Origin of the sequence: Acetobacter sp. A11-2 (genome assembly GCF_040208445.1) — a bacterium.
In the GTDB taxonomy this organism is placed as follows: domain Bacteria; phylum Pseudomonadota; class Alphaproteobacteria; order Acetobacterales; family Acetobacteraceae; genus Acetobacter; species Acetobacter oryzoeni.
Genome location: NZ_CP157843.1, coordinates 2,769,631 through 2,794,536, shown reverse-complemented (window position 1 = coordinate 2,794,536; position 24,906 = coordinate 2,769,631). Strand labels below are relative to the sequence as shown.

23 protein-coding genes and 1 other RNA gene are annotated in these 24,906 nt (G+C 53.3%); 15 read left to right on the top strand and 9 right to left on the bottom strand.

Going from position 1 to position 24,906, the window contains the following annotated elements; all coding sequences use genetic code 11:
* Nucleotides 1–35: 35 nt before the first annotated feature.
* From ABNV41_RS13625 to ABNV41_RS13615, 3 genes are all read right to left on the bottom strand, one after another.
* Nucleotides 36–1,259 carry a phosphoglycerate kinase gene (locus ABNV41_RS13625; RefSeq protein WP_050818967.1) on the bottom strand — a complete coding sequence of 408 codons (1,224 nt, stop codon included), beginning with the start codon at nucleotides 1,257–1,259 and terminating at the stop codon, nucleotides 36–38.
* Nucleotides 1,259–2,281, bottom strand: coding sequence for a type I glyceraldehyde-3-phosphate dehydrogenase (gene gap, locus ABNV41_RS13620; RefSeq protein WP_003624920.1), 1,023 nt, complete (start codon nucleotides 2,279–2,281; stop codon nucleotides 1,259–1,261). Before gap ends, ABNV41_RS13625 begins: the two co-directional genes overlap by 1 nt.
* A 73-nt stretch (nucleotides 2,282–2,354) precedes the next feature.
* The gene (locus ABNV41_RS13615; RefSeq protein ID WP_050818968.1) at nucleotides 2,355–4,265 is read right to left on the bottom strand and encodes a transketolase-like TK C-terminal-containing protein; all 1,911 of its coding nucleotides are present in this window, start codon (nucleotides 4,263–4,265) and stop codon (nucleotides 2,355–2,357) included.
* A gap of 157 nt (nucleotides 4,266–4,422) precedes the next feature.
* Here ABNV41_RS13615 and ABNV41_RS13610 point away from each other — a divergent pair, with 157 nt between their 5' ends.
* The gene (locus ABNV41_RS13610) at nucleotides 4,423–4,899 is read left to right on the top strand and encodes a hypothetical protein (protein ID WP_050818969.1); all 477 of its coding nucleotides are present in this window, start codon (nucleotides 4,423–4,425) and stop codon (nucleotides 4,897–4,899) included.
* Nucleotides 4,900–4,959: 60 nt separating this feature from the next.
* Nucleotides 4,960–6,267 (top strand): 5-aminolevulinate synthase, encoded by a 1,308-nt coding sequence (hemA, locus tag ABNV41_RS13605; RefSeq protein WP_050818970.1) that lies wholly within the window; start codon nucleotides 4,960–4,962, stop codon nucleotides 6,265–6,267.
* A 51-nt stretch (nucleotides 6,268–6,318) separates the two neighbouring features.
* Here the strand turns inward: hemA and ABNV41_RS13600 are convergent, their stop codons facing one another.
* Nucleotides 6,319–7,197: a DsbA family protein gene (locus ABNV41_RS13600; protein ID WP_050818971.1), complete on the bottom strand. Its 879-nt coding sequence runs from the start codon at nucleotides 7,195–7,197 to the stop codon at nucleotides 6,319–6,321.
* 47 nt (nucleotides 7,198–7,244) lie between these two features.
* Between ABNV41_RS13600 and ABNV41_RS13595 the strand changes: the two genes are divergently transcribed.
* On the top strand, nucleotides 7,245–8,699 hold the full coding sequence (locus ABNV41_RS13595) for a gamma-glutamyltransferase (protein WP_050818972.1): 1,455 nt from the start codon (nucleotides 7,245–7,247) through the stop codon (nucleotides 8,697–8,699).
* A 259-nt stretch (nucleotides 8,700–8,958) separates the two neighbouring features.
* The gene (gene recA / locus ABNV41_RS13590; RefSeq protein WP_280114343.1) at nucleotides 8,959–9,984 is read left to right on the top strand and encodes a recombinase RecA; all 1,026 of its coding nucleotides are present in this window, start codon (nucleotides 8,959–8,961) and stop codon (nucleotides 9,982–9,984) included.
* A gap of 8 nt (nucleotides 9,985–9,992) precedes the next feature.
* Here recA and ABNV41_RS13585 read toward each other — a convergent pair whose 3' ends face one another.
* A complete protein-coding gene (locus ABNV41_RS13585) occupies nucleotides 9,993–10,505 on the bottom strand; it encodes a GNAT family N-acetyltransferase (RefSeq protein WP_050818974.1) in 513 nt (170 codons plus the stop codon).
* A gap of 69 nt (nucleotides 10,506–10,574) precedes the next feature.
* On the opposite strand from ABNV41_RS13585, the gene ABNV41_RS13580 reads away from it, so the two are divergent.
* From ABNV41_RS13580 to mdoH, 3 genes are all read left to right on the top strand, one after another.
* Nucleotides 10,575–10,940, top strand: coding sequence for a winged helix-turn-helix domain-containing protein (locus ABNV41_RS13580; protein WP_349934796.1), 366 nt, complete (start codon nucleotides 10,575–10,577; stop codon nucleotides 10,938–10,940).
* A gap of 66 nt (nucleotides 10,941–11,006) precedes the next feature.
* Nucleotides 11,007–12,551 (top strand): glucan biosynthesis protein G, encoded by a 1,545-nt coding sequence (locus ABNV41_RS13575; protein ID WP_349934795.1) that lies wholly within the window; start codon nucleotides 11,007–11,009, stop codon nucleotides 12,549–12,551.
* 2 nt (nucleotides 12,552–12,553) lie between these two features.
* Nucleotides 12,554–14,686, top strand: a complete 2,133-nt coding sequence (gene mdoH, locus ABNV41_RS13570) for a glucans biosynthesis glucosyltransferase MdoH (RefSeq protein ID WP_196332602.1) — start codon at nucleotides 12,554–12,556, stop codon at nucleotides 14,684–14,686.
* 47 nt (nucleotides 14,687–14,733) lie between these two features.
* On the opposite strand, the gene nagA is transcribed toward mdoH, so the two are convergent.
* Genes nagA through ABNV41_RS13555 form a run of 3 tightly spaced genes read right to left on the bottom strand, consistent with a single transcriptional unit; the run spans nucleotide 14,734 to nucleotide 17,691 of the window.
* Entirely contained in the window at nucleotides 14,734–15,837 is a 1,104-nt protein-coding gene (nagA, locus tag ABNV41_RS13565) for an N-acetylglucosamine-6-phosphate deacetylase (RefSeq protein WP_087651666.1), read from the bottom strand.
* A gap of 12 nt (nucleotides 15,838–15,849) precedes the next feature.
* Nucleotides 15,850–17,115, bottom strand: a complete 1,266-nt coding sequence (gene gluP / locus ABNV41_RS13560; RefSeq protein ID WP_087651667.1) for a glucose/galactose MFS transporter — start codon at nucleotides 17,113–17,115, stop codon at nucleotides 15,850–15,852.
* A 33-nt stretch (nucleotides 17,116–17,148) separates the two neighbouring features.
* The gene (locus tag ABNV41_RS13555; RefSeq protein WP_050818980.1) at nucleotides 17,149–17,691 is read right to left on the bottom strand and encodes a hypothetical protein; all 543 of its coding nucleotides are present in this window, start codon (nucleotides 17,689–17,691) and stop codon (nucleotides 17,149–17,151) included.
* 29 nt (nucleotides 17,692–17,720) lie between these two features.
* Between ABNV41_RS13555 and ffs the strand changes: the two genes are divergently transcribed.
* The 6 genes from ffs (at nucleotide 17,721) to folB (ending at nucleotide 22,165) form a co-directional block, all read left to right on the top strand.
* An RNA gene (ffs, locus tag ABNV41_RS13550) (signal recognition particle sRNA small type) lies at nucleotides 17,721–17,818 on the top strand.
* A gap of 71 nt (nucleotides 17,819–17,889) precedes the next feature.
* Nucleotides 17,890–19,887, top strand: a complete 1,998-nt coding sequence (locus ABNV41_RS13545; protein WP_050818981.1) for a DNA polymerase III subunit gamma/tau — start codon at nucleotides 17,890–17,892, stop codon at nucleotides 19,885–19,887.
* A gap of 100 nt (nucleotides 19,888–19,987) precedes the next feature.
* Entirely contained in the window at nucleotides 19,988–20,311 is a 324-nt protein-coding gene (locus ABNV41_RS13540; RefSeq protein ID WP_003624890.1) for a YbaB/EbfC family nucleoid-associated protein, read from the top strand.
* A gap of 31 nt (nucleotides 20,312–20,342) precedes the next feature.
* Nucleotides 20,343–20,939, top strand: coding sequence for a recombination mediator RecR (recR, locus tag ABNV41_RS13535; RefSeq protein ID WP_003624888.1), 597 nt, complete (start codon nucleotides 20,343–20,345; stop codon nucleotides 20,937–20,939).
* A 20-nt stretch (nucleotides 20,940–20,959) separates the two neighbouring features.
* Nucleotides 20,960–21,760, top strand: a complete 801-nt coding sequence (locus ABNV41_RS13530; RefSeq protein ID WP_080986731.1) for an SDR family oxidoreductase — start codon at nucleotides 20,960–20,962, stop codon at nucleotides 21,758–21,760.
* A 3-nt stretch (nucleotides 21,761–21,763) separates the two neighbouring features.
* Nucleotides 21,764–22,165, top strand: a complete 402-nt coding sequence (gene folB / locus ABNV41_RS13525; protein WP_003624885.1) for a dihydroneopterin aldolase — start codon at nucleotides 21,764–21,766, stop codon at nucleotides 22,163–22,165.
* Between the two features lie 75 nt (nucleotides 22,166–22,240).
* On the opposite strand, the gene ABNV41_RS13520 is transcribed toward folB, so the two are convergent.
* A complete protein-coding gene (locus tag ABNV41_RS13520; protein ID WP_050818983.1) occupies nucleotides 22,241–22,576 on the bottom strand; it encodes a TIGR02300 family protein in 336 nt (111 codons plus the stop codon).
* A 192-nt stretch (nucleotides 22,577–22,768) separates the two neighbouring features.
* Here ABNV41_RS13520 and aroA point away from each other — a divergent pair, with 192 nt between their 5' ends.
* Nucleotides 22,769–24,169 (top strand): 3-phosphoshikimate 1-carboxyvinyltransferase, encoded by a 1,401-nt coding sequence (gene aroA / locus ABNV41_RS13515; protein WP_196332603.1) that lies wholly within the window; start codon nucleotides 22,769–22,771, stop codon nucleotides 24,167–24,169.
* Nucleotides 24,166–24,819 (top strand): (d)CMP kinase, encoded by a 654-nt coding sequence (gene cmk, locus ABNV41_RS13510; protein ID WP_050818984.1) that lies wholly within the window; start codon nucleotides 24,166–24,168, stop codon nucleotides 24,817–24,819. Before aroA ends, cmk begins: the two co-directional genes overlap by 4 nt.
* Nucleotides 24,820–24,906 lie beyond the last annotated feature (87 nt).

Here is a 24,906-nt window from a genome sequence, read left to right as displayed (position 1 = left end):
ACAAATGGGTATTCTAAAATCCTATAAACTCTCGCTTAGATCGGCAGAGTTTTTTCCAGTGTCGTGCTGATAGCTGTCAAGCCGGGAAGTACCTTCCCTTCCAGCCATTCCAGAAAAGCCCCACCTGCGGTGGATACATAAGACATCTTATGCAGCACACCGGCATGACGGAGGGCGGAAACAGTATCCCCGCCGCCTGCTACGGTTTTCAGTTTGCCTTCCTGCGTGAGCTGGGCAGCAGCCTGAGCAACGGCATTGGTGCCTTCATCAAACGGTGGCAGTTCAAACACGCCCAAAGGCCCGTTCCAGACCAGCGTTTTCAAACCAGCAAGTTTGCTTTGCAGCAGCTTTACGGTTTCTGGGCCAACGTCCAGCGCCATCCAGCCATCAGGAATAGCCGTTACAGGCACAACCTGCGTGGGTGCTCCTGCAATAAAATCTTCCGAAATTACAACATCTACCGGAAGGATCAGATCGCAGTTTTTGGCTTTGGCCTGTTCCATAATCGTGCGTGCTGTATCCAGCATGTCTTTTTCGATCAGGGATTTGCCAACCTGCAGGCCCTTGGCTGCCAGAAACGTGTTGGCCATGGCGCCACCAATAGCCAGCATGTCCACCTTTGCCAGCATGTTTTCAAGCAGCTGAAGTTTGGTGGAAATTTTTGCGCCGCCCACAATAGCCCCAACAGGCCGCTCCGGATTTTCCAGCGCAGCATAAAGGGCTTCCAGCTCTGCCTGCATCAATCGGCCACCATAAGATGGCAGATGGGCTGCAACGCCAGCGGTAGAAGCATGGGCACGATGCGCGGCAGAAAAGGCATCATTCACATACACATCGCCAAGGCTGGCGAGGGCTGCGGACAAGCCTGCATCGTTCTTTTCTTCACCCGGCTGAAAGCGTGTGTTTTCCAGCAGCAGGATGTCCCCATCCTGCATGGAACGCGCAGCGGCTTCGGCATCTGGGCCAATGCAATCATGCGCAAAGCTGACAGGCCGCCCCAAAGCTGAGGCCAAAGCCGTAGCAATGGGCTGGAGCGACATATCCGGCACCACTTTGCCTTTTGGCCGGTCAAAATGGCTGAGCAGGATAACCCGGCCACCTTTTTCCGCCAGTTCGCGAATGGTGGGCACAACACGTTCAATACGTGTTTCGTCTGTAACCTTCCCGTCCTTCATGGGTACGTTCAGGTCTACACGCAGCAGAATACGTTTGCCCTTGGGGTCAAGCGTATCCAGCGTGCTGAAAGGAAGTTCTGCCATTACAGGCTTCCGAACAGAGCTGCTGTATCAGACATGCGGTTGGAGAAGCCCCATTCGTTATCGTACCAAGAGCAGACACGAACAAGTTTGCCGCCATCTACCAATGCTGTCTGTGTGGCATCGAATGTTGAAGATGCCAGTGCATGGTTGAAATCAGAACTGACGAGCGGTGCATCAGAATACGCCAGAGCGTTTTTCATCTTGCCGGAGTCGACAACGGCTTTGATGGCGTTGTTAACGTCTTCAACTGAGGCCGGTGCGTTTTTGGGCACAAAGTCCAGAGAAACAATGGAAACATTGGCGGTAGGAACACGAATGGCTGTGCCATCCAGCTTACCTTTAAGCTGCGGCAGAACCAGACCAACAGCGCGGGCTGCGCCAGTGGAGGTCGGGATCATGTTCAGGCCAGCAGCGCGGGCGCGGCGCAGATCCTTGTGCAGTGTGTCTACCGTGCGCTGATCACCTGTGTAGGAATGAATGGTGACCATGTAGCCACGTTCAATCCCAAACGCATCTTCCAGCACCTTGGCCATTGGGGCCAAGCAGTTGGTGGTGCAGGATGCGTTGGAAATCACGGTCATGTCCGGTGTCAGCACATCCTGGTTCACACCGTAAACAATGGTGGCATCCACATCTGTAGCTGGTGCGGAAATAATCACCTTACGTGCGCCGGCTGTAAGCAGCGGCTGCGCTTTTTCCTTGGAGGTAAACAGGCCTGTGCATTCCATGGCCACATCAACGCCCTGAAAGGGAACCTTGGAGGGATCACGTTCCGCAGAAACGGTAATCGGGTCCCATGTGCGGCCATTGGCAGTGACAATAATTTTGTTGCCATCTACTCGGATATCGGCAGGCAGGCGACCATGTACGCTGTCATAGCTTAACAGATGGGCATTGGCTTCTACGCTGCCCAGATCATTGATAGCTACCGGCACAACATCGGTGCGGCCGCTTTCAATAATGCCGCGCAGCACAAGGCGGCCGATGCGTCCGAAGCCATTGATAGCGATTTTGACTGCCATGGTTTTCTTTCTCCGTTCTGTCGTTCTGTGATCTTGTACGATCTTCTTATTGTTACAACGGCTCCCGCTCTAGCTAACGGGAGGTAGGTGATGGCGCCTGAAGAAACCTTTCTTCTATGGCGCCGGATGCACGCAAGTGTTTTAGAACCCGCGCACAAATCGCTCCGGCAGTAATGCCAAAACGTTCATACACCGCGTTGGCAGGTGCGGATACGCCAAAATCATCCATACCAACGAAAAATCCTTGGCTACCCAGCCAGCGTTCCCACCCAAAGCCCGAAGCTGCCTCAATACCCACACGCAGTGTGCCTGTGCCCAGAATGGCAGTTTTGTAAGCTTCCGGCTGGTTAGAAAACACTTCCCAACAGGGAATGGAAACAACAGCGGCCTGTATGCCGTGTTGCCGCAAAAGCTGTTCTGTTTCCAAAGCAATACTCACCTCTGGGCCAGATGCCATAAGGGTAACCTGCCGTGTGACGCTGCCATGCAGCATATAGCCCCCACGGGCAGCAGAACCTTGCATGGGCACAGCATGGGAATGTTCGGGCGGGTTGGGGCAGAGCATGATAACTGCCGGGCCAGATTGCCAGCGGATGGCGGCTTTCCAACAGGCAAAAGCTTCCTGTGCATTTGCTGGGCGGAAAACAGCCAGATGGGGCATGGCGCGCAGGCTGGCAAGTTGTTCTACAGGTTGCCAGCTTGCACCATCGTGGCTGAGGGCCAGTCCATCATCTGTTAAAAGATAGATAATTTTCTGGCGCATCAGGGCGGCCATACGTAGCGCTGCGCGCATACGGTCCACTGTAATCATGCTGGCAATACCACAGGGCAGGATGCCACCATGCAAGGCCATACCATTTAACATTCCGGCCATGCCATGTTCCTGAATATTGCACGGCCAGTCTGGTTGGATATGCGCTGCAGCAGTGGTTCGTGGCAATGCAGATGTTGCGGTTAGAACCGTCAGTTCAGGCAAAAGGGCAGAAAGCGTATGCAGGCTGGTAATGGCGGCTTGCTGGGTAGAAGCCTGATGTGTGGGCTGCATGGCGCGGCGGTACAGTCGGCTCCAGTCCTCCATGAGCAAGCTGGGCAAGGTATTGGTTGTTTCACGCTCAAAAGCCGTACGTTGGCGATGTCTGGCCAGCCGCTTTAGCCATGAGCGGTATGCAGTGGCGCCGCGTCGGGCCGTTGGGCTCCACGGGCCTGTCAGTTCCTCTTCTGGGGAGAGGTATGGTTGAGGGCGAAAAGTTTGTGGGCTTTCAGGCGGCATGCAGGCAATAAGCGTTGGTTTTTTAGCCCGTAAGGTGGCCGCCAGAGCGCCGTTAATGGCGCTTAATTGTGATGCATCTACTTTGCGGATGCTCCACCCGGATGCGCTGAAGCGTGCCAGAGAGTTTGAGAACTCGGTTCTATCTGCTCCGGGCGTGGGGCTGACGAGAACAGCAAGTTGAGTCAGACCAAAACGCCCGGCAAGCTGTGCGGCTTCCATGGCAACACCAGTGGCCAAATCTCCATCACGCGCCAGCACCCATGTGCGATGGTTTACTAATGAACGCCCATAGCGCTTTGCCAGCAGGTGTTCTGCAAGTGCCATACCAGCTGCAGCCGCAATGCCTTGGCCAGCAGGGCCGGGGGCAGTTTCTACGCCCGGATGCATGCCATATTCTAAAGGGGACTCGGAAAACCCATAAGTGCCGCTGAGGTGCAGCATGGCCTGTAATAAGGGGTGCAGGGTGGCGGAAGGGACAACAAACCTGTCCCGATCAGGCCAATCTGGGTGTGCAGGATCAAAGCGCAATACGCGGCACCATAGCGCTGTAACAGGCAGGCAAAGTGTTTGCAGCAACGCCAGATGCGCAGAATTTCTGGCTTTACCAAGCATTAAACGGGCTGCAGCATATAGGCGCAGCACAACGCTATCCTGCGCAGGTAAGGTTGCAGCAGAAGGGGCGAATGGATGCTCTGTGAGTGTGGCCTGTGCCATTGAAAAGAGAGTGTGGAACGAATTTTTGCTGCTGAAAAGGGTACGAAAAGGCCCAAAGGGCTTGCACCGGGTGCAGGAGAGCGCGAAAGAAACAGAAATGGCTTTGTGAAGCCATGTTGAATTGCCATTACACGTTCTGGTGGAGAACTGTCCTGTTATGCTGCCCGTTTCCCGAGTGATAGAAAAAGGGTCTTTTCTCCGTGTTGTTGTTGCGGGGTGCGTGCTGGTTGGCATGACAGGCTGCAAGCTGGTTGATCAAAAAACCTTCAACCCGAACGCAGGTGTGGCACCCAAGCCGTATATTCCGCCGCCGCCGCCGGGCCCGCCGCCTGTGCCGCCGTTGATTGAACTGGCAGCAGGCACCCCTGCATCACAGTGGGAAGGACCGGTTGATCAGATCACGCGCCTTGCCCTTAGCCGCAAACCCGATGTTCTGTTTGTTGTCAGATGTCTGGTGCCGCCACAGGCCAATGCAGATGCGGAACAATCTTCCCTGATGAACTTGGTGCAGGGTGATGGCCGGGCTGTGCTGCAGGAAATCATTAACGCCGGAGCATCGGAAGCGCAGGTGGAAATGTCCGCTATGCCGGATTCTTCCGTGACGAAACCGGTTGTGCGGGTGTATGTGCGGTAAAGCAGCACTATATACACAAACGTGTGAACACACAGGCCAGACGGCCGATGGGTACGCGCCATGCCCCGACCGTTTCTGACGAGAAGCGAGGAGAAAGTTAGCGTGGGAGCGATAAAAAACGCCCGCCATCCTTTTTATGATCACTGCCATCAGGCGCTGGATCAGATCAAACATCAGGGGCGTTACAGAACCTTTACGCCATTGGCCCGTCAGGCAGAGCGTTTTCCTTTGTATGAAGAGGCTGTGCGTGATCTGCCGCAAGGGCGTGAAGTTATTGTATGGTCAACCAATGACTATCTGGGTATGGGCGTTGTGCCGGAGGTGCAGGACGCTGCTATCGCCGCCATTCGGGAACATGGCGCAGGTGCAGGCGGTACGCGTAATATTGCAGGCACAAGCCCGCTGCATACGCAGTTGGAGGCAGAACTGGCTTCCTTGCACGGTAAGGAAGCTGGGCTACTGTTTATTTCTGGCTACGTTTCCAACCAGGCTAGCTTGCAAACTATTCTAACATCCATGCCAGGATGGATCTGTTTTTCAGACCGGCTGAATCATGCATCCATGATTGCAGGCATCAAGGGTGCACGTGGGTCTCAGACAGTCATTTACGAACATAATGACCTGAAAGATCTGGAAGAAAAACTGGCAGCAGCGCCAAAAGATGCTCCCAAGCTGATTGCGTTTGAGAGCGTTTATTCCATGGACGGTGATATTTCCGATATTGCCGGAACCTGCGCGCTTGCCCGTAAATACAATGCCCTGACCTATCTGGATGAAGTGCATGCCGTGGGCCTCTACGGTCAGGAAGGCGGCGGTGTTTCCCAGCGCGATGGTGTGGCCGATCAGGTTGACATTATCGAAGGTACACTGGCCAAAGGCTTTGGCGTGCATGGCGGTTACATTACGGCTTCTGCTGAAATTGTAGATTTCCTGCGCTCTACAGCTTCTGGCTTTATCTTCACCACAGCTCTGCCGCCACCGGTTGTGGCCGGAGCGCTTGCCAGTGTGCGCAAGGTGCGTGCGGAAAACTGGCGGCGCGAATCCATTTTTGAGCGCGTGAACACGTTCCGCCACCGTCTGCGGGCAGCCGGTGTGCCATTTACCATGACGCCCAGCCATATTGTGCCCATTCCCATTGGGGATGCAGAGTGTTGCAAACGTATCTGCCGCCGCTTGCTGACCGAATATGGGCACTATGCAACACCCATCAATTATCCGACCGTGCCGCAGGGCACGGAACGCCTGCGCCTTACGCCAGGGCCGTTCCACACAGATGAGATGATGGATGATCTGATTAACGCGCTGGGTGTGCTGCTGCGTGAAGAAGGCATTATGCCAGCACGTCAGGCAGCCTGTTCGGCCGCGTAAAAAACCATTACGGCGGGGAGGGCGAAAGCCTACACCCGCCGTAATAGGGGGTTAGTGGTTGCTTTTCAGCTTATCCACGGCAGCTTTAAGTTCAGATAAAGAAACCGCACCGGGGATAATAGCCTGATCCCCAATAATGAAGGTGGGTGTTCCTTCCAGATTGATGGAGCGGGCCAAGGCAACATTTTTTGCCAGTGCTGTGGTGACGGCTGAGCTTTTCATATCCTTCACCAACTTGTCTGTATCCAGCCCTGCCTGACGTGCTGCATTCCGGATTCGATCCATCCCCGGGGCAGAAGAATCTGCCATCAGGATTTTCTGGAACGGAATGTATTTGCCCTGCATGCCAGCGGCCATAATGGCTTGTGCATCCAATGTACTGTTTGGCCCCAGAACAGGAATAACCTTTTCCACCAGTCTCAGGTCTGGTTCTGCGGCAACAAGTGCATCCAGATCATCCAGCACCTTACGGCAGTAAGGGCAGCGCGGGTCATAAAACTCCACTACATTCAGGGTGCCTTGTGGGTTCCCCAACACTACATCAGTAGAGCTGCCACCAAAAAGCGGTTTGTTGCGGCGAACCAGATCGAGCGCAGAGGCATTTTTCTGCGCCGCGGCTTGGTTTTGCAGGGAGGCAATCGCATCCGACAGAATGGAGGGGTCGGTTTTCAGGGCGTTGCGCATGATGTTTACAATTTCGGCACGCTGGGCAGGTGTAAAGCTGCTATCTGCTGCACGTACTGGCGCGGAGTCCGCACAAAACAGGGCGGCGGCCAGTGCGCCAGCACCCGCTGTAAGGCGGAAGAAAGATTTCAGATTCTGCATGGTGTCCTTGTCCATAAACTGGAATGGTATGGCACGTGCGGTCATTACGGCAAGGTTGGGCTGTTGCTGCCCGCCGTAAAGCAGGTTAATCCAGGTACATACCATCCAGACGACTGCCCGCCGGACGGGCCCAGTAGTGGAGAAAGCAAGGCGTGGCCGCCCGTTCTATTATCCCCCGTTTTACGCGGTTTAAAACCGTGCTTTCTGGTTCTCGCAAGCGTGCGGGGGCTTTGGCTCTTGCTCTTACCTCTGTTCTGCCGGCCTGTAGTTCTGGCAGCCATATCGCACAGCCTGTAGAAACCGGGTTTGTGGGAGAGGTTGTGGCGGATGAACCGCAGGCCGTTTTGGTGGGGCGCGATGTTCTGGCCAAAGGGGGCAATGCGGCAGATGCTGCGGCTGCCCTTGGGCTGGCTCTTTCTGTCACGCTGCCTTCCCGCGCATCTTTGGGCGGCGGTGGTGCCTGTCTGGCATGGAAGCCGGGTGATAGTGCGGGGCAAGCTTTTGTGTTTTTGCCCAGAGCTGGGTTGAATGATGCCGGGGCAGATCGCCCTGCCTCTGTGCCCATGCTGGCTCGTGGCCTGTATTTGATGCAGCTGCGCTACGGCAGTGTAGACTTTGCTGATCTGCTGTTGCCTGCCCGTAATCTGGCATCCCGCGGGGTGCCGGTAGGCGGGTTGTTGGCATCTGACCTTGCTGCTGTTCAGGCTCCCTTGCTGGCAGATGAAAGAACCCGCGCTATTTTTGGTAATGCCAACGGTAATGTGCTGGTGGCGGATGACGTAATGGTGCAAACGCGTCTGGCTGGTGCACTGGAGCGGATGCGCATTGCTGGTGTGGGCGATCTTTATGCTGGTGCACTGGGCCAGACATTTGCAGATGCTGCGCGCGCTGCCGGCGCCGGGCTGACAACGTTGGATTTGCGCGCGGCTGTTCCCGTGGCAGCCCAGCCGCTTACAGCACGTGTTGATGGTGTTGATATCAGCTTTCTGCCACCGCCTGCAGATGGCGGGTTTGGCATGGCTGCCGCGTACCTTTCCAATGTGGGGCAAAATGGTGGCCGTGTAAGGGCTGAAACGGCTGTATCTGGTTGGCGTGCCCGGCAGGGCGCAAAAGGGGCGGCCACCAGTATTGCTGATGCACAGGCTCTTCTGAACTCTGGCCATATTCCTGCAGGGTCTGTTTTGCCAGCCTTGCCTGCTTCTACATCTTTTGTGGTGACGGATAGGCAGGGAGAATCCGTTGGCTGCGCATTCACCATGAACAATCTGTTTGGTACGGGGCGTATTGCTGGTTCTACAGGCATTATGCTGGGGGCTTCTCCGGTGCGGAAACCTCTGCCGCTTCTGCCTGTTGCTATTGCGCATCGTGGTAACCAGTTTCAGGCTGCGGCCACGGCATCTGGGCAAAATGTCGCGGCAGATACGGCAGCGGTTGCGTTGCAGGCTGCAATAGCGGGTAGTCGGCCACAGGTTACCAACGGTGTAGGCCGTGCCAATTTTGTATCCTGCCCTGCCGGTTTGCCGGGTGATGGCAGCAAATGCTTTGGTTGGACTGACCCCAGAGGATTTGGGCTGGCTCTTTCTTCCGATCATGGAAAAAAGAGCTGATAATTTTCAGAATCTTAAAAGATGGCAGCTTAATCTCATGCTGTCATCTTGAAAAGTTGCCAATTTGTTCTTAATAGAACAGTTAGAGATCGCAACATTAACAAAAAGTTTCCATAAAGCGGTTCCCGGTACATTCGTTGCTGCCGCAGGGGCTTTATGGCAGGAATTAAACGCATAATCTTTCGTGCATGGTGCGTTATGCACATTCAGGGGCCTTACAACATCTGGCAGTCCGGCCCACAGGAAGGGAATGGTAAAAATGGATAAGGCAAAGGCTCTCGAAGGCGCGCTAGGACAGATTGAACGTGCTTTTGGCAAAGGTTCTGTCATGCGTTTGGGGCAGCGGCCCAAAGTAGAGGCAGATGTTATTCCTACGGGTTCCCTTGGGTTGGATATTGCGCTCGGAATTGGTGGGTTGCCCCGGGGGCGCGTAGTAGAAATTTACGGGCCAGAAAGCTCTGGTAAAACCACGCTTGCACTGCATGCCATTGCAGAAGCGCAAAAACGTGGCGGAACATGTGCCTTTATTGATGCCGAGCATGCATTAGACCCCGGTTATGCAAAAAAACTGGGCGTGGACGTAGATAACCTGCTGATCAGCCAGCCAGATGCCGGTGAACAGGCGCTGGAAATTGCAGATACACTTGTAAGATCCGGCGCTATTGATGTTCTGGTTGTGGATAGTGTTGCCGCATTGGTGCCGCGTGCAGAACTGGAAGGGGATATGGGCGATAGCCATGTTGGCCTTCATGCACGTTTGATGAGCCAGGCGCTGCGTAAGCTTACGGGCACGGTGGCGCGTTCCAATACCCTGATGATCTTCCTGAACCAGATTCGCCTAAAAATTGGGGTGATGTTTGGGAACCCGGAAACAACCACGGGTGGTAACGCCCTGAAGTTCTATTCCTCTGTGCGTATGGATATTCGCCGCATCGGGTCAATCAAGGACAAGGATGAGGTTACGGGTAACCAGACGCGCGTAAAGGTTGTCAAAAACAAAATGGCGCCGCCTTTCCGTCAGGTGGAATTCGATATCATGTACGGTGAAGGTATCAGCAAGGTGGGTGAACTGATCGACCTTGGTGTAAAAGCCGGTGTTGTTGAAAAATCTGGGGCTTGGTTCTCATACGATAGTCAGCGCATTGGGCAGGGGCGTGAAAACGCCAAGCAGTTCCTGCGTGATCATCCAGAAATGGCCGCTGATATTGAACGCCGTGTGCGTGAACATGCCGGTGTTGTTGCCGAGGCCATGATGGTGGCGCCAGAACACCATGAAGGCGACTGAACTTTCTTCTAGTCTATAGGGCGTTGAAGCAGGCGGGCTTGTGCATCATAAGATGCCAGCACCGCCTGTTCTGCTTTATTGGTTGGGGCATCTGTAAAGCCTGCTTTTTGCCAAAAGCTAATGGCGTGGCAGGTGGATGTAAGTAAAAGAATATGCAGATTATGCCTGCGCGCAGCATCCTCCGCCAGTAATAAGGCTTGTTGTGCAAATCCTTGCCCTCTGACTGCGGGGGAAAGAGCAAGATCATGAATATACCAACTGTCTGCTTTATCAGGCAGGGTATGCAGTAATGTATTTAATGGCGGGGAAATAAGGCCTTGCCATGGGTGGCTTATAAGATAGCCAAGCACTTCTTTATCTCGCACAAGAGAAAAGCAGCCATCGGGTGCAAGTTTCAGGCGTTCTTCAAAAACGGCCCAATCTTCCATGTAATCAGGGTGAATGCAGGCAGTTAATGTCATAACACCGGTAAGATCATCTGGTGTCATGGAACGCCAAGTGGTATCTGCGCTGTGAGTCATATAGAATTTCCGTTTTTTCCTTATACAGTTATTCAACTCAAAGGCTGATAACTGGAAAAGTGGGTAGGCATGACGGCACGAGTAAAACTGACATTGCGGCTGGATGCAGATGGCAAACCTGCGCTGGGGCACGGCAAGATACATCTTCTGGAAAAGTTGGAAGAAACAGGTTCCATTTCAGCGGCAGGGCGTGCCATGGGTATGTCTTACCGCCGGACATGGTTGTTGGTAGATAATCTGAACCAGCTTTTTAAGGAACCTTTGGTTATTACGCGGCCCGGTGGTGGTGGTGGGGCTTTTCTTACCCCTACAGGTAAAACTGTTGTCACATTGTACCGTCAGATTGAAGAGAAGGCTGCACAGGCAGCGCGTTCCGATATAACGGAACTGGAAAATTTATTGTCTGCGTGCCCACAAAAAAACTCACCAGAATGAGATGGGTCTATTCAGAACAATGAAAAAACCATCCCATAAAATTTAGCAAAAGAGCGGGAGACAGACGTGTCAGCAAATGTGCAGCGACGTGATGTAATCAAGGCAGGGGCAGGTGCCACCCTGGCTTCGCTGGTAGGGGGTGCCATTGGGCGGGCTCATGCCGAAGGGCTGGCAAATGCCACGGGTGCATTTGATGATAACACAGTTGCGCAGATTGCTCGCAGGTTGGCCAACGGGGCTTACAAGGCACCAGATCAGACCCTGCCAAAGGCTCTTTCAAATCTGAATTTTGATCAGTTCCGCAGTATTGCCTACCGTGCAGACCGCGCTTTATGGGCTGGCGATAATTTGGGCTTTGATGTGGAGTTTTATCCGCGTGGTTTTTTATACAAACCGCGGATTGAAATTTACGAAGTGCAAAATGGGCAGGCAGCGGCGGTTCCTTACTCGCCAGATTTGTTTACGTATGCAGATTCTTCTTTGCGGGTGGATGATAATCTGGGCTTTGCAGGCTTGCGCTTACGTGCCCCTATTAACACCCCAGGTGTGATGGAAGAGTTCTGTGTTTTCCTTGGTGCGTCATATTTCCGTGCGGTAGGGAAAGACCAGATTTACGGGCTTTCTGCACGTGGTTTTGCTGATGGCACGGGGGACCCTAAAGGGGAAGAGTTTGCTCTTTTCCGTGCGTTCTGGTTGGAAAAACCTGAGCCTGGCGTGCAATCTGTTGTCATTCATGCACTGTTGGATAGTCCGTCTCTTACGGGGGCTTTTCGTTTCACCATCCGTCCGGGTGAAAGTACGGTGTTTGATGTGCAGTCCACATTATTTCCACGTACCAAAATAGAACAATCTGGCATCGCGCCACTTACGGGCATGTTCTATTTTGATGGGAACGATCGCAACCACATTGATGATTGGCGCCCCGCTGCACATGATAGCGAAGCCCTGCAAATGTGGACAGGTGCAGACCAACAGCTGTATCGCCCATTGCGTAATCCGCTTGATCTCCAGTTTTCAACATTTTCCGATACTTCTCCGCGCGGTTTCGGGTTGATGCAGCGCCGGCGTTCTTTTCATGATTATGAAGATCTGGCCTTGCATTATGAAAAGCGCCCTTCCTTATGGATTGAGCCTATTGGAGATTGGGGTTCCGGTTGGGTAGATCTGGTTGAAATTCCTACCCCCAATGAAGTGAACGATAATATTGTTGCCTTCTGGCGGCCAAAGGAACCTTTGCAGGCTGGCAAGGAATACAGCTTTACCTACCGTATGTACTGGGGGTGGGATGCACCTTTCCCTACGCCACTGGCGCGTATTGGTGCCACACGTGTTGGCGCTGTAGTGGATGATAAAACTGCCCGCTTTTTTGCCATAGATTTTGTGGGTGCACCTTTTGAGCACCTGCCAAAGGACACGCATTTTCATGTTTCACCTCAGACATCTGCGGGTACAATTCGCAATGTTGTTGTAGAGCCAAACCCGGAAATCAACGGGTGGCGCACGACATTTGAGTTTGTGCCGGGTGATGCCAAGGTGGCGGATCTAAGCTGCGCGCTGGAAACAGATGCCGGGCCAGTATCTGAACAGTGGCTGTACCGATGGACGCCGTAAACATGCCGGATTCTACACAAATGTTTCGTGCTCTTCCTTCAGAATCTCCGCTGGATATGCCGGTGCAGAATTTTCATGCTGCACCTAATATGGCTGGGCGTGGCCGCACGCCTGTAACCTCTCCACGGAATATTGTGCTGCGTCGGCTGGCTGTTATTGGATCAGCTTTGCTGCTGACGGCTTATGGCGCATGGCGCACACATAAAGTGATGGATGAGGCAGGTGTTTCCACCTTGGGTGTGATCATGCTGCTGTTGTTTATTGCTCTGTTTATGTGGATTGCGCTGGCATTTACATCTTCGGTTGCCGGGTTCTGTTCTCTGGTTGCACATGGTGGGCTTGGACTGGGGATTAGCAAATCTGGTCCTCTGCCTCAGCTCACACGGCGGAACGCTGTTTTGCTGCCTACGTATAATGAGCCTCCTCGCCGCGTTATGGCGGGGTTGAAAGCCATTTACGCCAGTTTGCAGGAAACAGGAGAACTGGCTGCGTTCGATTTCTTTATTTTGTCGGACACAACAAACCCGGATGTATGGGTAGAAGAAGAAGCTGCATTTCTGGCACTGCGTGAAGAAACTGGCGGATATGATCATATCTTTTATCGCCGTCGCCATAACAATGTGGAACGTAAGGCAGGTAACCTAGGGGAATGGGTGCGCCGCTTTGGCGGAGCGTATGACCATATGGTTACGCTGGATGCAGACTCCGTTATGTCTGGCGCTACGCTTGTGCGTATGGCCGCCGCCATGGAGCGTAACCCCGGCGTAGGGCTAATACAGACACTTCCAGTTATTACTGGTGGCACAACGCTTTTTGCGCGTTTGCAGCAGTTTGCGGGCCGCGTGTATGGGCCAGTTATTGCTTACGGTATTGCATGGTGGCATGGCTCCGAAGGAAATTACTGGGGCCATAATGCCATTATCCGCACACGCGCGTTTGCTGAACAGGCGGGTATGCCGCATGTGCCGGGCAAACCACCTTTTGGTGGGCATATTCTGAGCCATGACTTTGTAGAAGCTGCTCTGATGCGCCGTGGGGGCTGGGCCATACATATGGTGCCAGCGCTTGATGGTTCTTATGAGGAAAGCCCGCCTTCTCTTACCGATGTTGCTATTCGTGATAGGCGTTGGTGCCAAGGCAACCTTCAGCACGTCAAGGTTCTGCCAACAAAGGGGCTGCATTGGGTTAGCCGGATGCACATGATTGTGGGCATTGGGGCTTATGTAACATCCCCTTTGTGGCTTGTATTTTTGCTAACTGGTATTCTCATTTCCCTTCAGGCGCATTTTGAACGGCCTGAATATTTTGGTGAAACAAAACTTCTTTACCCGCACTGGCCACATGTTGACCCCGTGCAGGCGAAGTACGTGTTTATTGGCACCATGATTGTGCTGCTGGCACCAAAACTTCTCGCTTATATCGCGCTCTTGCTGGATAGAGAAAATTGCAAAGGGTGTGGTGGTGCCATACGTGCGGCAGGTTCCATATTGGTGGAAACGCTGATTGGTGGCTTGATTGCTCCAATAGCCATGTTGATTCAAACGCTTGGCGTATTCTCCATTCTCACAGGCCATGATTCTGGTTGGAATGCGCAGCGGCGAGATGATGGCGGTGTGCCGTTTATGGATATTGTGCGCCAATATGGGCGTTTTACCATTTTCGGCTTATTGTTAGGCGCTGGGGCATGGGTTGTTTCTCCGTCACTGTTTTTCTGGATGACACCTGTTTTGTTGGGCCTGGTTTTTTCCATTCCTCTGGTGGCTTTTACCAGCAGCCGTAACGTGGGCTTGGATTTTCGTAAAGCAGGCCTCCTTCTGGTGCCAGAAGAAACCAATATGCCGGATGTTCTAAAAAAGGTTGAACAGGACCGCGAAAGTGATGAGGCTCCAGACCTTCCAGAAGATGCTTTGCGCGCTTTGCGTGCAGATGTAGGGCTGGCGCAGGCACATATGGCCATGCTGCCACCAGAACGTAAAGCTGGTGATCCTATTAATGCAGATCAGTTGGTTGGCTTGGTAAAACTTTCCGAATCTCACACGGTTTCTGAAGTTGAGCATAAGCTGACAGTAAAAGAAAAAGCTGCAGTGCTTGGTACCCGCAAAGGTGTAGAAAGCGTTCTGCAACTTTCAGAGTAAATCGGGCATGTTAAGACGGGAAGAAAAACAAAAACTCTTCCCGTTTTTTAATGAATGCGCTGGCCACCTACCCATACTTCCTGCACATGCAGGTTAGAATCCATTACAACAAAATCAGCACGTTTTCCGGTTTCCAGTGTGCCGCGGTCATGCAGGTCCAGATAGTTTGCCGGATTGCGTGTTAATAATGCTACAGCTTCGTGCAATGGTGTTCCGGTATGCACGGCATTACGCAGTGCGACATCAAGTGTCAGCACACTTCCTGCAAGGCTACCATTTGGCAAGCGTGCTGTACCGTTTTCTACAATCACGGCCTGCCCGCCAAGTTGGCTTGGGCCATCTGGTAAACCAGCAGCACGCATGGCATCCGTTACAAAAACAAGCCGATCCGGCATAACGCGTTGCGCCAACTGGAATGTTGCTGGGTGAATATGGTGTGTATCAAAAATCATTTCAGCATAGGCATCGCTGCACATAAGGGCAGTGACGGGCCCGGGCCGTCGGCTTTCAATGGGAGGCATGGCGTTAAAGAGATGCGTACCACCAGCTACGCCACCAGCTTTGCAAATATGGCAAATAGCCTGATGGGCTTGTTCATAACTGGCAACTGTATGGCCAAGGCTTACGCGTATGCCTGCTTTGGCAAAACTTTCCATGGCGGTTTGTGCATGTGGCAACTCTGGTGCCAATGTCACCACGCGCACACAGTTTAAGGAAAGAACTTCTGAAACTTTATCTGGTGTTGGTGGAATATTAAAAGGCGGTTGGGCGCCAAGTTTATGTGGGCTTACAAAAGGCCCCTCCAGATGTGCGCCATGTATCATGGGGCCATCGGGAATCTGCTGTCCGGTAACTTCAGCAATAGCCTGCAACGCGCTGATAACGTCAGGCCACGGGCTGGTGATTGTTGTAGGCAACAATGTTGTTGTGCCATGTCGGGCATGAAACTGGCTGAGTGTGTGAATGGCTTTTACACCATCCATTGTATCTGCACCGTCACCCCCATGGATGTGACCGTCAATAAAGCCCGGGAGGATGTAGCGGTCTGTTTCATGCTTGGTCGGGGTAATATTCTGAATTGTGGTTTCAAAATTTATGCTTCCGCTTACAATCGTATTGGGGAGCACAAGATTTCCAGAAAGTTCGGTCATGTTAGCAAGCCATTAGAGGGTTGTGGTGTGAGATTTTTTTGAAAAAAATAGGATAAATAAAGAAATTACAAAATAGCATGTGCAAGATAATACTGAAAATGCTGCCTGAAATCCTATAATGGATTTTAGCCACACAAAGCATTGCGGCACAATACCACCCCCACAATATGCCATAACCAGCAACGCAGATACAAAAGAGGTTTTGTTTTGAGTGGAGTTTAAAACATTTGGAAAAAGAGATGGAAATATCATGGCATTTGAAAATCCAAGAAACGCAATGCATGCAACAGAAACATATCCGTGCGCCATATATGCCAAAACGCTTAGGGTGGAGCCCGCAAAACAGGAGAGCAAAAGAGCGCGCTCTTGGGATAGAAAGCGCGGCACACATATCAACCCTGCCAGATACCCACAAAGCATACAAACAAGAGTGGCTGATGTGAAAAGGCTGGAGATATTTAATGGAATATGGAACCCAGATGCATAGGTGCCAATAGCATCGCCTGCCAGAACTTCTACACCCACGTAAAGAAACATGGCAATAACACCGAACCACAAGGTGGGATTGAATTTTGTTGGAATGTTACATTCTTTATCGTTTGAAAGGGGCGTTTTTATATCCGGTAAACGTGAAAACTTTATATATAAAGTGGTCAATGCCAAAAGTGCAGCCATGCCTATATAAGGCCAGTAAAGTGCGGAAATGAATTGTTGCTGTAAAGCCGGATTTCTATAAGAGGACTGTAAGCTTTCGATATGCGGCATAGCGAAGGCCGCCAAAGCAACAGGCGCTAAAATGCCGCCAACTTTGTTGCAAATACCCATAATTGCAATGCGTTGTGCAGCGCGATCAATTGGCCCTAAAAAGCTTATATAAGGGTTTACCGCAACCTGCAGTAGCGCCAATCCGCTACCCAGAATTAAAAATCCGCATAATGTGCCGGGGTAGGATGCCGCTTTCATAAACTGGCCTGTCACAATCATGCCTGCTGTCATAATGCTTAGGGCATATATCAGGCTTTGCCGCAGGCCTTGTTTTGTTACAATTTTACCGGCTGGAATAGCGAATAAAAAGTAGGAAATATAAAAAACAAAAGGAACTAAAAATGCACTTATGTCATCAAGAGAAAATGCAATTTTTACAAAGGATATCAGCGGGCCGTTTAACCAAGTTACAAAGCCGATTATAAAAAATAATATTGCAACCAGAATAAGGGGTAGCCAACCATAAGGCCCGGCCGGGCAAGAAACAGCGCGCCAGAAGGTGCGATTGTGCATGTAGGGCCAAGCCTTTCTGGGTTTAAAGAAAAATCAGTTTGCGGAATCAGGCAGGCTGTCAATTTTCTCGCAGGTATGTGCCAGTTCAGCGGAAGGGTTGGGTGCTTCGCACAGGCGCTGCACATCTGGGGCGCACATTTCTATGGAGTTTTCAAAATCGGATTCCAGCACATCCTCCGCAATAGCCAGATCCTGATCATGGGACCGGGCTTCTTCAGCTTTGAGCATATCCTGTGTTTTGTGCAATTCCTTCAGGGCATCAATACAAGCCGGGCTGGCTGCTTCGGGTTTAAAGTGTAGAACAGCCAGCTCTTTTTGCAGTTGCACATTGGGCACGTTTGTACGGGGCGGCGGATCATCATCTGCGCGCGCAACTGCTGATGCAGCAAAAGAGCCCATAAAAAAGAGGGATGCCAAAGCAAGTGGCCGAAAAAGCGGAGTGGAAGGGCGGAATAAAAACACGCGCAAAACTCTCTTAATACACAGGTCTGTGCTTCTGGGGTGCTCTGTTTTTAGCCTGTTCATGGCCAGAAGGTAAAGCAACGGGCTTTGGTGGCTATTACACAGGGTTGGCATGTGCACCCGTTTAGTGTTATGTAAAAAGCGGAAAGTCGGCAGTGGACGGATACCTTGCCAACCCGGTCAGATCCGGAAGGAAGCAGCCATGGTAAGTTTCGTCCGGGTCATTGTTCGGCTTTCCACCCGTTATTTTCCGCCAATGCGGCACGTGTTTCGCATATAAAACAAGGCGTGAACTTTTTCTTCGGGCAAGGCATGAGCGACAAAACAGACGCGCAGCTTCCTCAGGATGAGGGACTTCCCAATCCTGAAATGGAAGGCCCCGGTCTGTTTGGTGATGAGCCCGCCCAACAGGCGCCAGAACAGCTCCCCGCAACGCAGCAGGATCAGGCAGCATCACCTTACCGGGTGTTGGCCCGTAAATATCGTCCGACCACATTTGATGATCTGATTGGCCAGGAAGCCATGGTGCGCACGCTGCGTAATGCATTTGCGCTTGGGCGGGTGGCACATGCGTTTATGCTTACTGGTGTGCGAGGGGTGGGGAAAACCACGACGGCCCGTATTATCGCGCGCGCTCTTAATTGTATTGGGCCGGATGGCAAGGGTGGCCCAACGGCAGATCCATGTGGTGTGTGCGCCAACTGTGTGGCTATTCTAAATGACCGGCACCCCGATGTGCTGGAAATGGATGCCGCCTCCCGCACGGGCGTGGATGATGTGCGCGAGATAATAGAGGCCACGCGCTTCCGCCCCATGCAGGGGCGCATGAAGGTCTTTATTATTGACGAAGTGCATATGCTTTCTCGCAATGCCTTCAATGCGCTGCTCAAAACGCTGGAAGAGCCGCCAGCACAAGTTACGTTTATCTTTGCCACTACAGAACTGCGGAAGGTGCCGGTAACGGTGCTCTCACGCTGCCAGCGGTTTGATTTGCGTCGTGTTCCGCAATCTGAACTGGTGGGGCTGTTTTCCCGCATTGCAGAAAAAGAACATGTGCGCCTGTCGCCAGATGCACTGGCATTGGTGGCGCGGGCGGCTGATGGCTCGGTGCGTGATGGGCTTTCCTTGCTGGATCAGGCCATAGCGCAGGGTACAGGACAGACTGATGCAGATGGCGTTATTGGCGCCACGGTTATCAGTGACATGTTGGGTCTGGCGGATCGGGAAATGGTGTTCGATCTGCTGGAAGCTGTGCTGACAGGTAAGCCAGAGCAGGCTTTGGCGTTGCTGGATGCCGCATACGCACGCGGCGCAGACCCCGGCCTTGTGTTAGGGGATATGCTTGAGCTGGTGCACACGGTTTCCCGCTTGCGCGCTGTGCCCAGTCTGCGCGATTCGGCAGATATGCCAGAAGCCGAGCGTGTGCGCGGCACGCATATGGCGGATACTTTTACAGTGCCGGTGCTTATGCGGGCATGGCAGATGCTGGTAAAAGGGATGCAGGAAGTAGAAGCTGCATCTGATAGGCGAGCTGCCGCAGATATGGTGCTCATTCGCCTCTGTTATGTGGCGGACCTGCCATCTCCAGAAGATTTAATAAAACGACTTTCTGGAGCGGGAAGTTCGGCAGGGCAGGGGGGAACTGCGCCAAGTATGGGTGCAAGTTCTGGAATGCCAACTGCTGGGGTCACTTCTGCTGTGCCAGCACCATCTGTTTCTGCAGGGCATCAGCCGCCGCCGTTGCGTATGGTGAGTGGTGGGCAAAGCATTTCTGCTGCCGTGCCAGTGGCTGCTCCGGCGCCTACGCCATCTGTTGAGGCGCAAACTCTCCCTCATCCACGCACATGGCGGGAAGCCGTGGCTTTGGTGAAGGACCAGAAAGAAGCCATTCTGCACGGGCAGCTTCGGCATGCAGCACATCTGGTGTCCTTTACGCCGGGGCATATTCTGTTGCGGTTTGAGCAGCATGTGCCTGCAGGCGCTGCGCAAGAACTGCGCAAAGTATTGGACCGTGCCACGGGTATGTCTTGGCGGGTCGGCCTTTCGGAAGAAGAAGGCGAACCCACGCTAGATGCGCAAGGTGCTGAGATCATCCAGTTTCGGCGTAAGGAAGCTGAAGCGCATCCACTGGTAAAAGCCATTCTCAAGTTTTTCCCGGATGCGGAATTGGGCGAAGTGCGCGATCACGGTTTGGATGATTACGGCCTACCGCCAGAAGAACCTGTGCCCGAGCTGCTTTTTGCACCGCTGGATGCAGAGTTTCTGGATGATGATGAACGGCCCTATGATCCGGGCATGTCTCCAGACTGACTCCGGTGAGCAGGTAATGCACGCCCCTCAGGCTGTGTGGTGTGACATATAGCAACAGGCTGCCAAAGACAGGGCAGTTTTGAGAATAAAGGGATAGTTGATGAAAAATCTTGCCTCATTGATGAAGCAGGCTACGCAGATGCAGTCCAAAATGGAAGCAATGCAAAGCACGCTGGAAGCCATGAACATTGAAGGTTCAGCCGGCGCAGGCATGGTGCAGGTTGTGCTGAGTGGCAAAGGGGACATGCGCTCCATTAAAATTGATCCCAAACTGGCTGATCCGGAAGAAATGGAAATGCTGCAGGATCTGATTGTGGCCGCCTGCGCAGATGCGCGCAAAAAGCTGGATGAAAAAGCAGCAGAAGAAATGCAGAAAGTGACTGGTGGTCTGAACCTGCCACCCGGCATGAAACTGCCGTTCTGATACAGCGGAACGAGTAACAGAATTGTCCGGTATGGGTGGGCAGGAAATAGAGCAGCTTATCCGGCTTTTGGGCCGGTTGCCGGGGTTTGGCCCGCGTTCTGCGCGCAGGGTTGCGTTGTATTTGCTCAAGGAGCCGCAAACCCGGCTTGCGCCTTTGGCGCACGCAATGGAGCGGGCAGGCAATGCCATAAAAACCTGCTCATCCTGCGGTAATCTGGATACGATAGATCCATGCCATATCTGCTCTGATCCTTTGCGAGATCAGGGTTTGATCTGTGTTGTGGAAACAGTGGGTGATTTGTGGGCGCTGGAGCGGGCAGGTGTGCACCGTGGTGTGTATCAGGTTCTAGGTGGCACACTCTCTCCATTGGCGGGGATTGGGCCAGAAGATCTGGACGTAGCCCCGCTGTTTGAAAAGCTGAACAAAGGCACGGTGCGCGAAATTATTCTGGCACTAGGTGCAACGGTGGAAGGTGCCACCACCATGCATTGGCTGATGGATCAGCTTGCGCCTTATGGTGGTGTAACTGTCAGCCGTGTTGCGCAAGGCGTGCCCATGGGCGGGGCGCTGGATGTGCTGGATGATGGTACTCTGGCCGCAGCACTGGGTGCCCGGCGCCCAGCATGACGATAAAGGAGGCTGATACGATGCCACTGGATGGTTTTCCCATTTCGGCGGCCATTCCCCGTCGTGCGTTAGTGACGGGTGGAGGGGCTCGGCTTGGACGTGCCATAGCTTTGGGGTTGGCTCAGACTGGCTTTGATGTGGCAATTCACTATCGCTCAGGCCAGGAAGATGCGCAGGAAACTGCAGCCGCCATTAACGCATGTGGGCAGAAAAGCTGCCTGTTGCAAGCAGATCTGGCGCGCGAAGAAGGGGTGGAACCTCTGGTCGAACAGGCGTCGGCTGCCTTGGGTGGGCCGCTGGGTGTGCTGGTCAACAATGCCTCTACGTTTGAGCGGGATGAATGGCATAATGCCACGCGAGAAAGCTGGATGGCGCACCTAAAACCCAACCTGCGTGCCCCATTTGTGCTGATGCAGCATTTTGCCAAGGCGCTACCAGAAACGGCGCAAGGTATGGTGTTGAATATGCTGGATGAGCGCGTGTGGTCTCTTACACCGCATTTTGTCAGCTATACGGTGTCTAAAAGCGCTTTGTGGACGTTAACACAGACAATGGCGCTGGCTCTGGCTCCTAAAGGTATACGTGTGAACGCCATAGGGCCCGGGCCGGCATTGCCAAGTACGCGGCAGACAGAAGAGCAGTTTGCCCGGCAATGTGCCTCTGTGCCTTTAGGGCATGGCACATCGCCTCAGGAAGTTGCGCGCGCCGCACTGGCGCTGTTGGCTTTACCCTCTGTAACAGGGCAGATGCTGGCGCTGGATGGTGGGCAGCATTTACAATGGTCTCCGGCTTTGCCTGCCGGTGCTGTATTGGAAGAATAGAAAATGGCTGTTTTTGCTCCGTGGGCGGATCAGCCGCCTTTGCGCCGTCTGTTTATCCGCAACATGATTTTGGATGCCAATATTGGCGTTTTTCCGCACGAACAGGGGGTATCGCAGCGTATTCGCGTATCCGTTTCATTCGGGGTGGATGATCGCACAGATCTGGAAATTGGTGCGGATGATCTGAGCCGCACCGTTTCCTACGAGCAGGTGGTCGTGCTGGTGCGTCAGATTGTGGCGGAGGGGCATGTCAGGCTGGTGGAAACGCTGGCAGAACGTATTGCTGCCGGTGTGCTGGCGGATAACCGCGTGAAGGTCGTGCGGGTACGAATTGAAAAGCTGGATGTTTTTGAAGAAATCGAAGCCGTTGGTGTGGAAATAGAAAGACGTTCAACACCTGCGTAAAAATTTGATGAGATCTTCATAAAAAAAAGCCCGCCAGAAGGCGGGCTTTTTCTTTGCCGTGTTTATGGCAGCAGATCAGGAATCGTGTTCGTCCGAATCGGTGCTGACATCAATATCAGAGCTGATGTCATCATCATCATCGTCATCCAGATCGGCGGTATCTTCCAGCACGTCATCGGCATCTGTATCTGCATCAGTATCCAGATCAATGTCGTCTTCGCTGGGTTTCTTGGCGGGTGCCGCTGTTGCCGGGGTGTTGGACAGGGTGTCAGAACTCCGGCGCAAACGGGGCACCAGTGGGGGCTGTTCCGTGCCACATTTGGGGCATACGGCTGGAGTGCGGTTGAGATCATAAAAATGGGCACCGCAGGAGACGCAGACGCGTTTGGTGCCGAGATCGGGCTGAGACATCTTGCTACCTGTCGATCCTGAGCAGTCAGATTGGGGGGCACAGATGCCCCGGAAAGAAGGCTGATACCTTCCCGCAACGCGAGATGGAATCGAACCAGACTATAAGGCGACGCCAAATGCCATTGTGTTTTGTGTCCTGTCAAACCCGACTTGCAGAACAAATGCATTTTCTGGCAGCAGAAAGCAGTTTTTATGGTTTCTGGCGGATTGACTTGTCGCCCCACACGCCGGAATGAACAAGGTATGACACAGCAGACCACATCTTCCACCCGCCCGTTACGGGTTTCTCGCGCTCAAGCTCCTCTTTCTGGCTCCATCCGCGTGCCGGGAGATAAGTCTATCAGCCATCGTGCCCTTATGTTTGCATCTCTTGCCAAGGGCACCACGCATATTTCTGGCCTGTTGGAAGGCGAGGATGTGCTGTGCACAGCCGCAGCCATGCGTGCTTTGGGGGCAGATGCAGTGCAGGAAGGGCTGGGCCAGTGGCGCGTAAGCGGGCCGGGTGTTGGGCAGCTTAAAGAGCCAGATAACGTGCTGGATATGGGCAATTCAGGCACAGCCGCCCGTCTGTTGTCTGGCATTTTGGCCAGCCATGGCATGACATCTGTGATGACGGGGGATGCAAGCCTTCGCCGCAGGCCCATGAAGCGCGTTATGGACCCGCTGGCCGGAACAGGTGCCACATTTCTTGCGCGTGAGGGTGGCCGTCTACCCATGGCCATTCGTGGTTTGGCAGACCCCAAGCCGCTGGATTATCGCCTTCCCGTTGCCTCTGCGCAGGTTAAATCCGCCGTATTGCTGGCCGGGTTGAATGCAGTTGGAGAAACGCGCGTAGAAGAGCCGGTTGCTACGCGTGATCATACAGAAAACATGTTGCGCCATTTTGGGGCAGAAGTTTCTGTAGAAAAAACACCAGATGGTGGCCGAATCATTCGTTTGCAGGGGCGGCCCAACCTTGTGGCGCGTGATGTTGCCGTGCCGGGTGATCCCTCATCCGCAGCTTTCCCACTTGTTGCGGCGCTGCTGGTGGCTGGGTCTGACATCACCATTTTTGGGGTGGGGCTCAACCCATTGCGCACCGGGTTGTTTACCACATTGCAGGAAATGGGTGCGCAGCTTGAAATCCTGAATGCACGCACAGAAGGCGGAGAACCTGTAGGGGATTTGCGTGTGCGTGCGTCTGCTCTCCAGGGCGTGGAAGTGCCACCAGAACGTGCACCTTCCATGATTGATGAATATCCGGTGCTGGCAGTTGCCGCAGCTTACGCATCTGGCGTTTCACGCTTTTGCGGGGTTGAAGAACTGCGGGTGAAGGAGAGCGACCGTTTAGCTGCAACTGTAGCGCTGCTGGAAAACAACGGCGTTCGCACCGCTGTGGAAGGGAATGATATGATTGTGTACGGCACGGCAGGTCATATTCCCGGCGGCGGCAAGGTGGAAACTCATATGGATCATCGTCTGGCTATGAGCGCTTCTGTTATGGGCCTTGTGGCTGAAAAACCTGTGGAAATTGATGATACCTCTTTTATCGAAACCAGCTTTCCACAGTATCTGGATCTGATGAACAGCATTGGCGCGGGGTTTGTAGCATGACACGAGGCGGCCCAGTTATCGCAGTGGATGGCCCAGCCGCAGCAGGTAAAGGCACGTTGGCGCGCAGGTTGGCAGAAGCTTTGCATCTGCCGTATCTGGATACAGGTTTGCTCTACCGTGCTGTTGGGCGCTTGGCGTTGGATGCTGGGCAGGATCCGGCTTCTCCTGCGCAGGAATTTGCCTCCCGTTTGCTGCCAGCCGATTTGGAAAGACCAGATTTACGCACACCCGTAGTGGCACAGGCTGCCAGCAAGGTGGCGGCACAGCCAGAAGTGCGCGCTGCTTTGGTGGAAACGCAGCGCCGGTTCGCGCAGGGAAAAGGGGCCGTGCTGGATGGGCGCGATATTGGCACCGCCATTTTTCCGGATGCAGACGTAAAGCTGTTTATTACAGCATCCCCCAGCACACGGGCTTTGCGCCGCTTCTTACAGCTTGGTGGAGACCGCAATGCCCCTGATGCACCAACGTGTATAGCAGAACTGGAAGAGTCCCTACGTGCGCGAGATGATGCAGATGCCGGGCGTGCATCTGCCCCCATGCTTGTGGCGGATGACGCATATGTGATTGAAACAGATGAACTGGAAGCAGATGCTGTTTTGGCAAAAGCATTGCAGATTGTAAGAGAACGACTCGCTGGAATCTCAGAATAAAAATTCAGCGGAATTGTGTTAGAGTGGTAACGCAATGCCGTTTTTCTGGCGGTTTTCAGGCTGTGCACGGGTGGTTTGTATTGACAA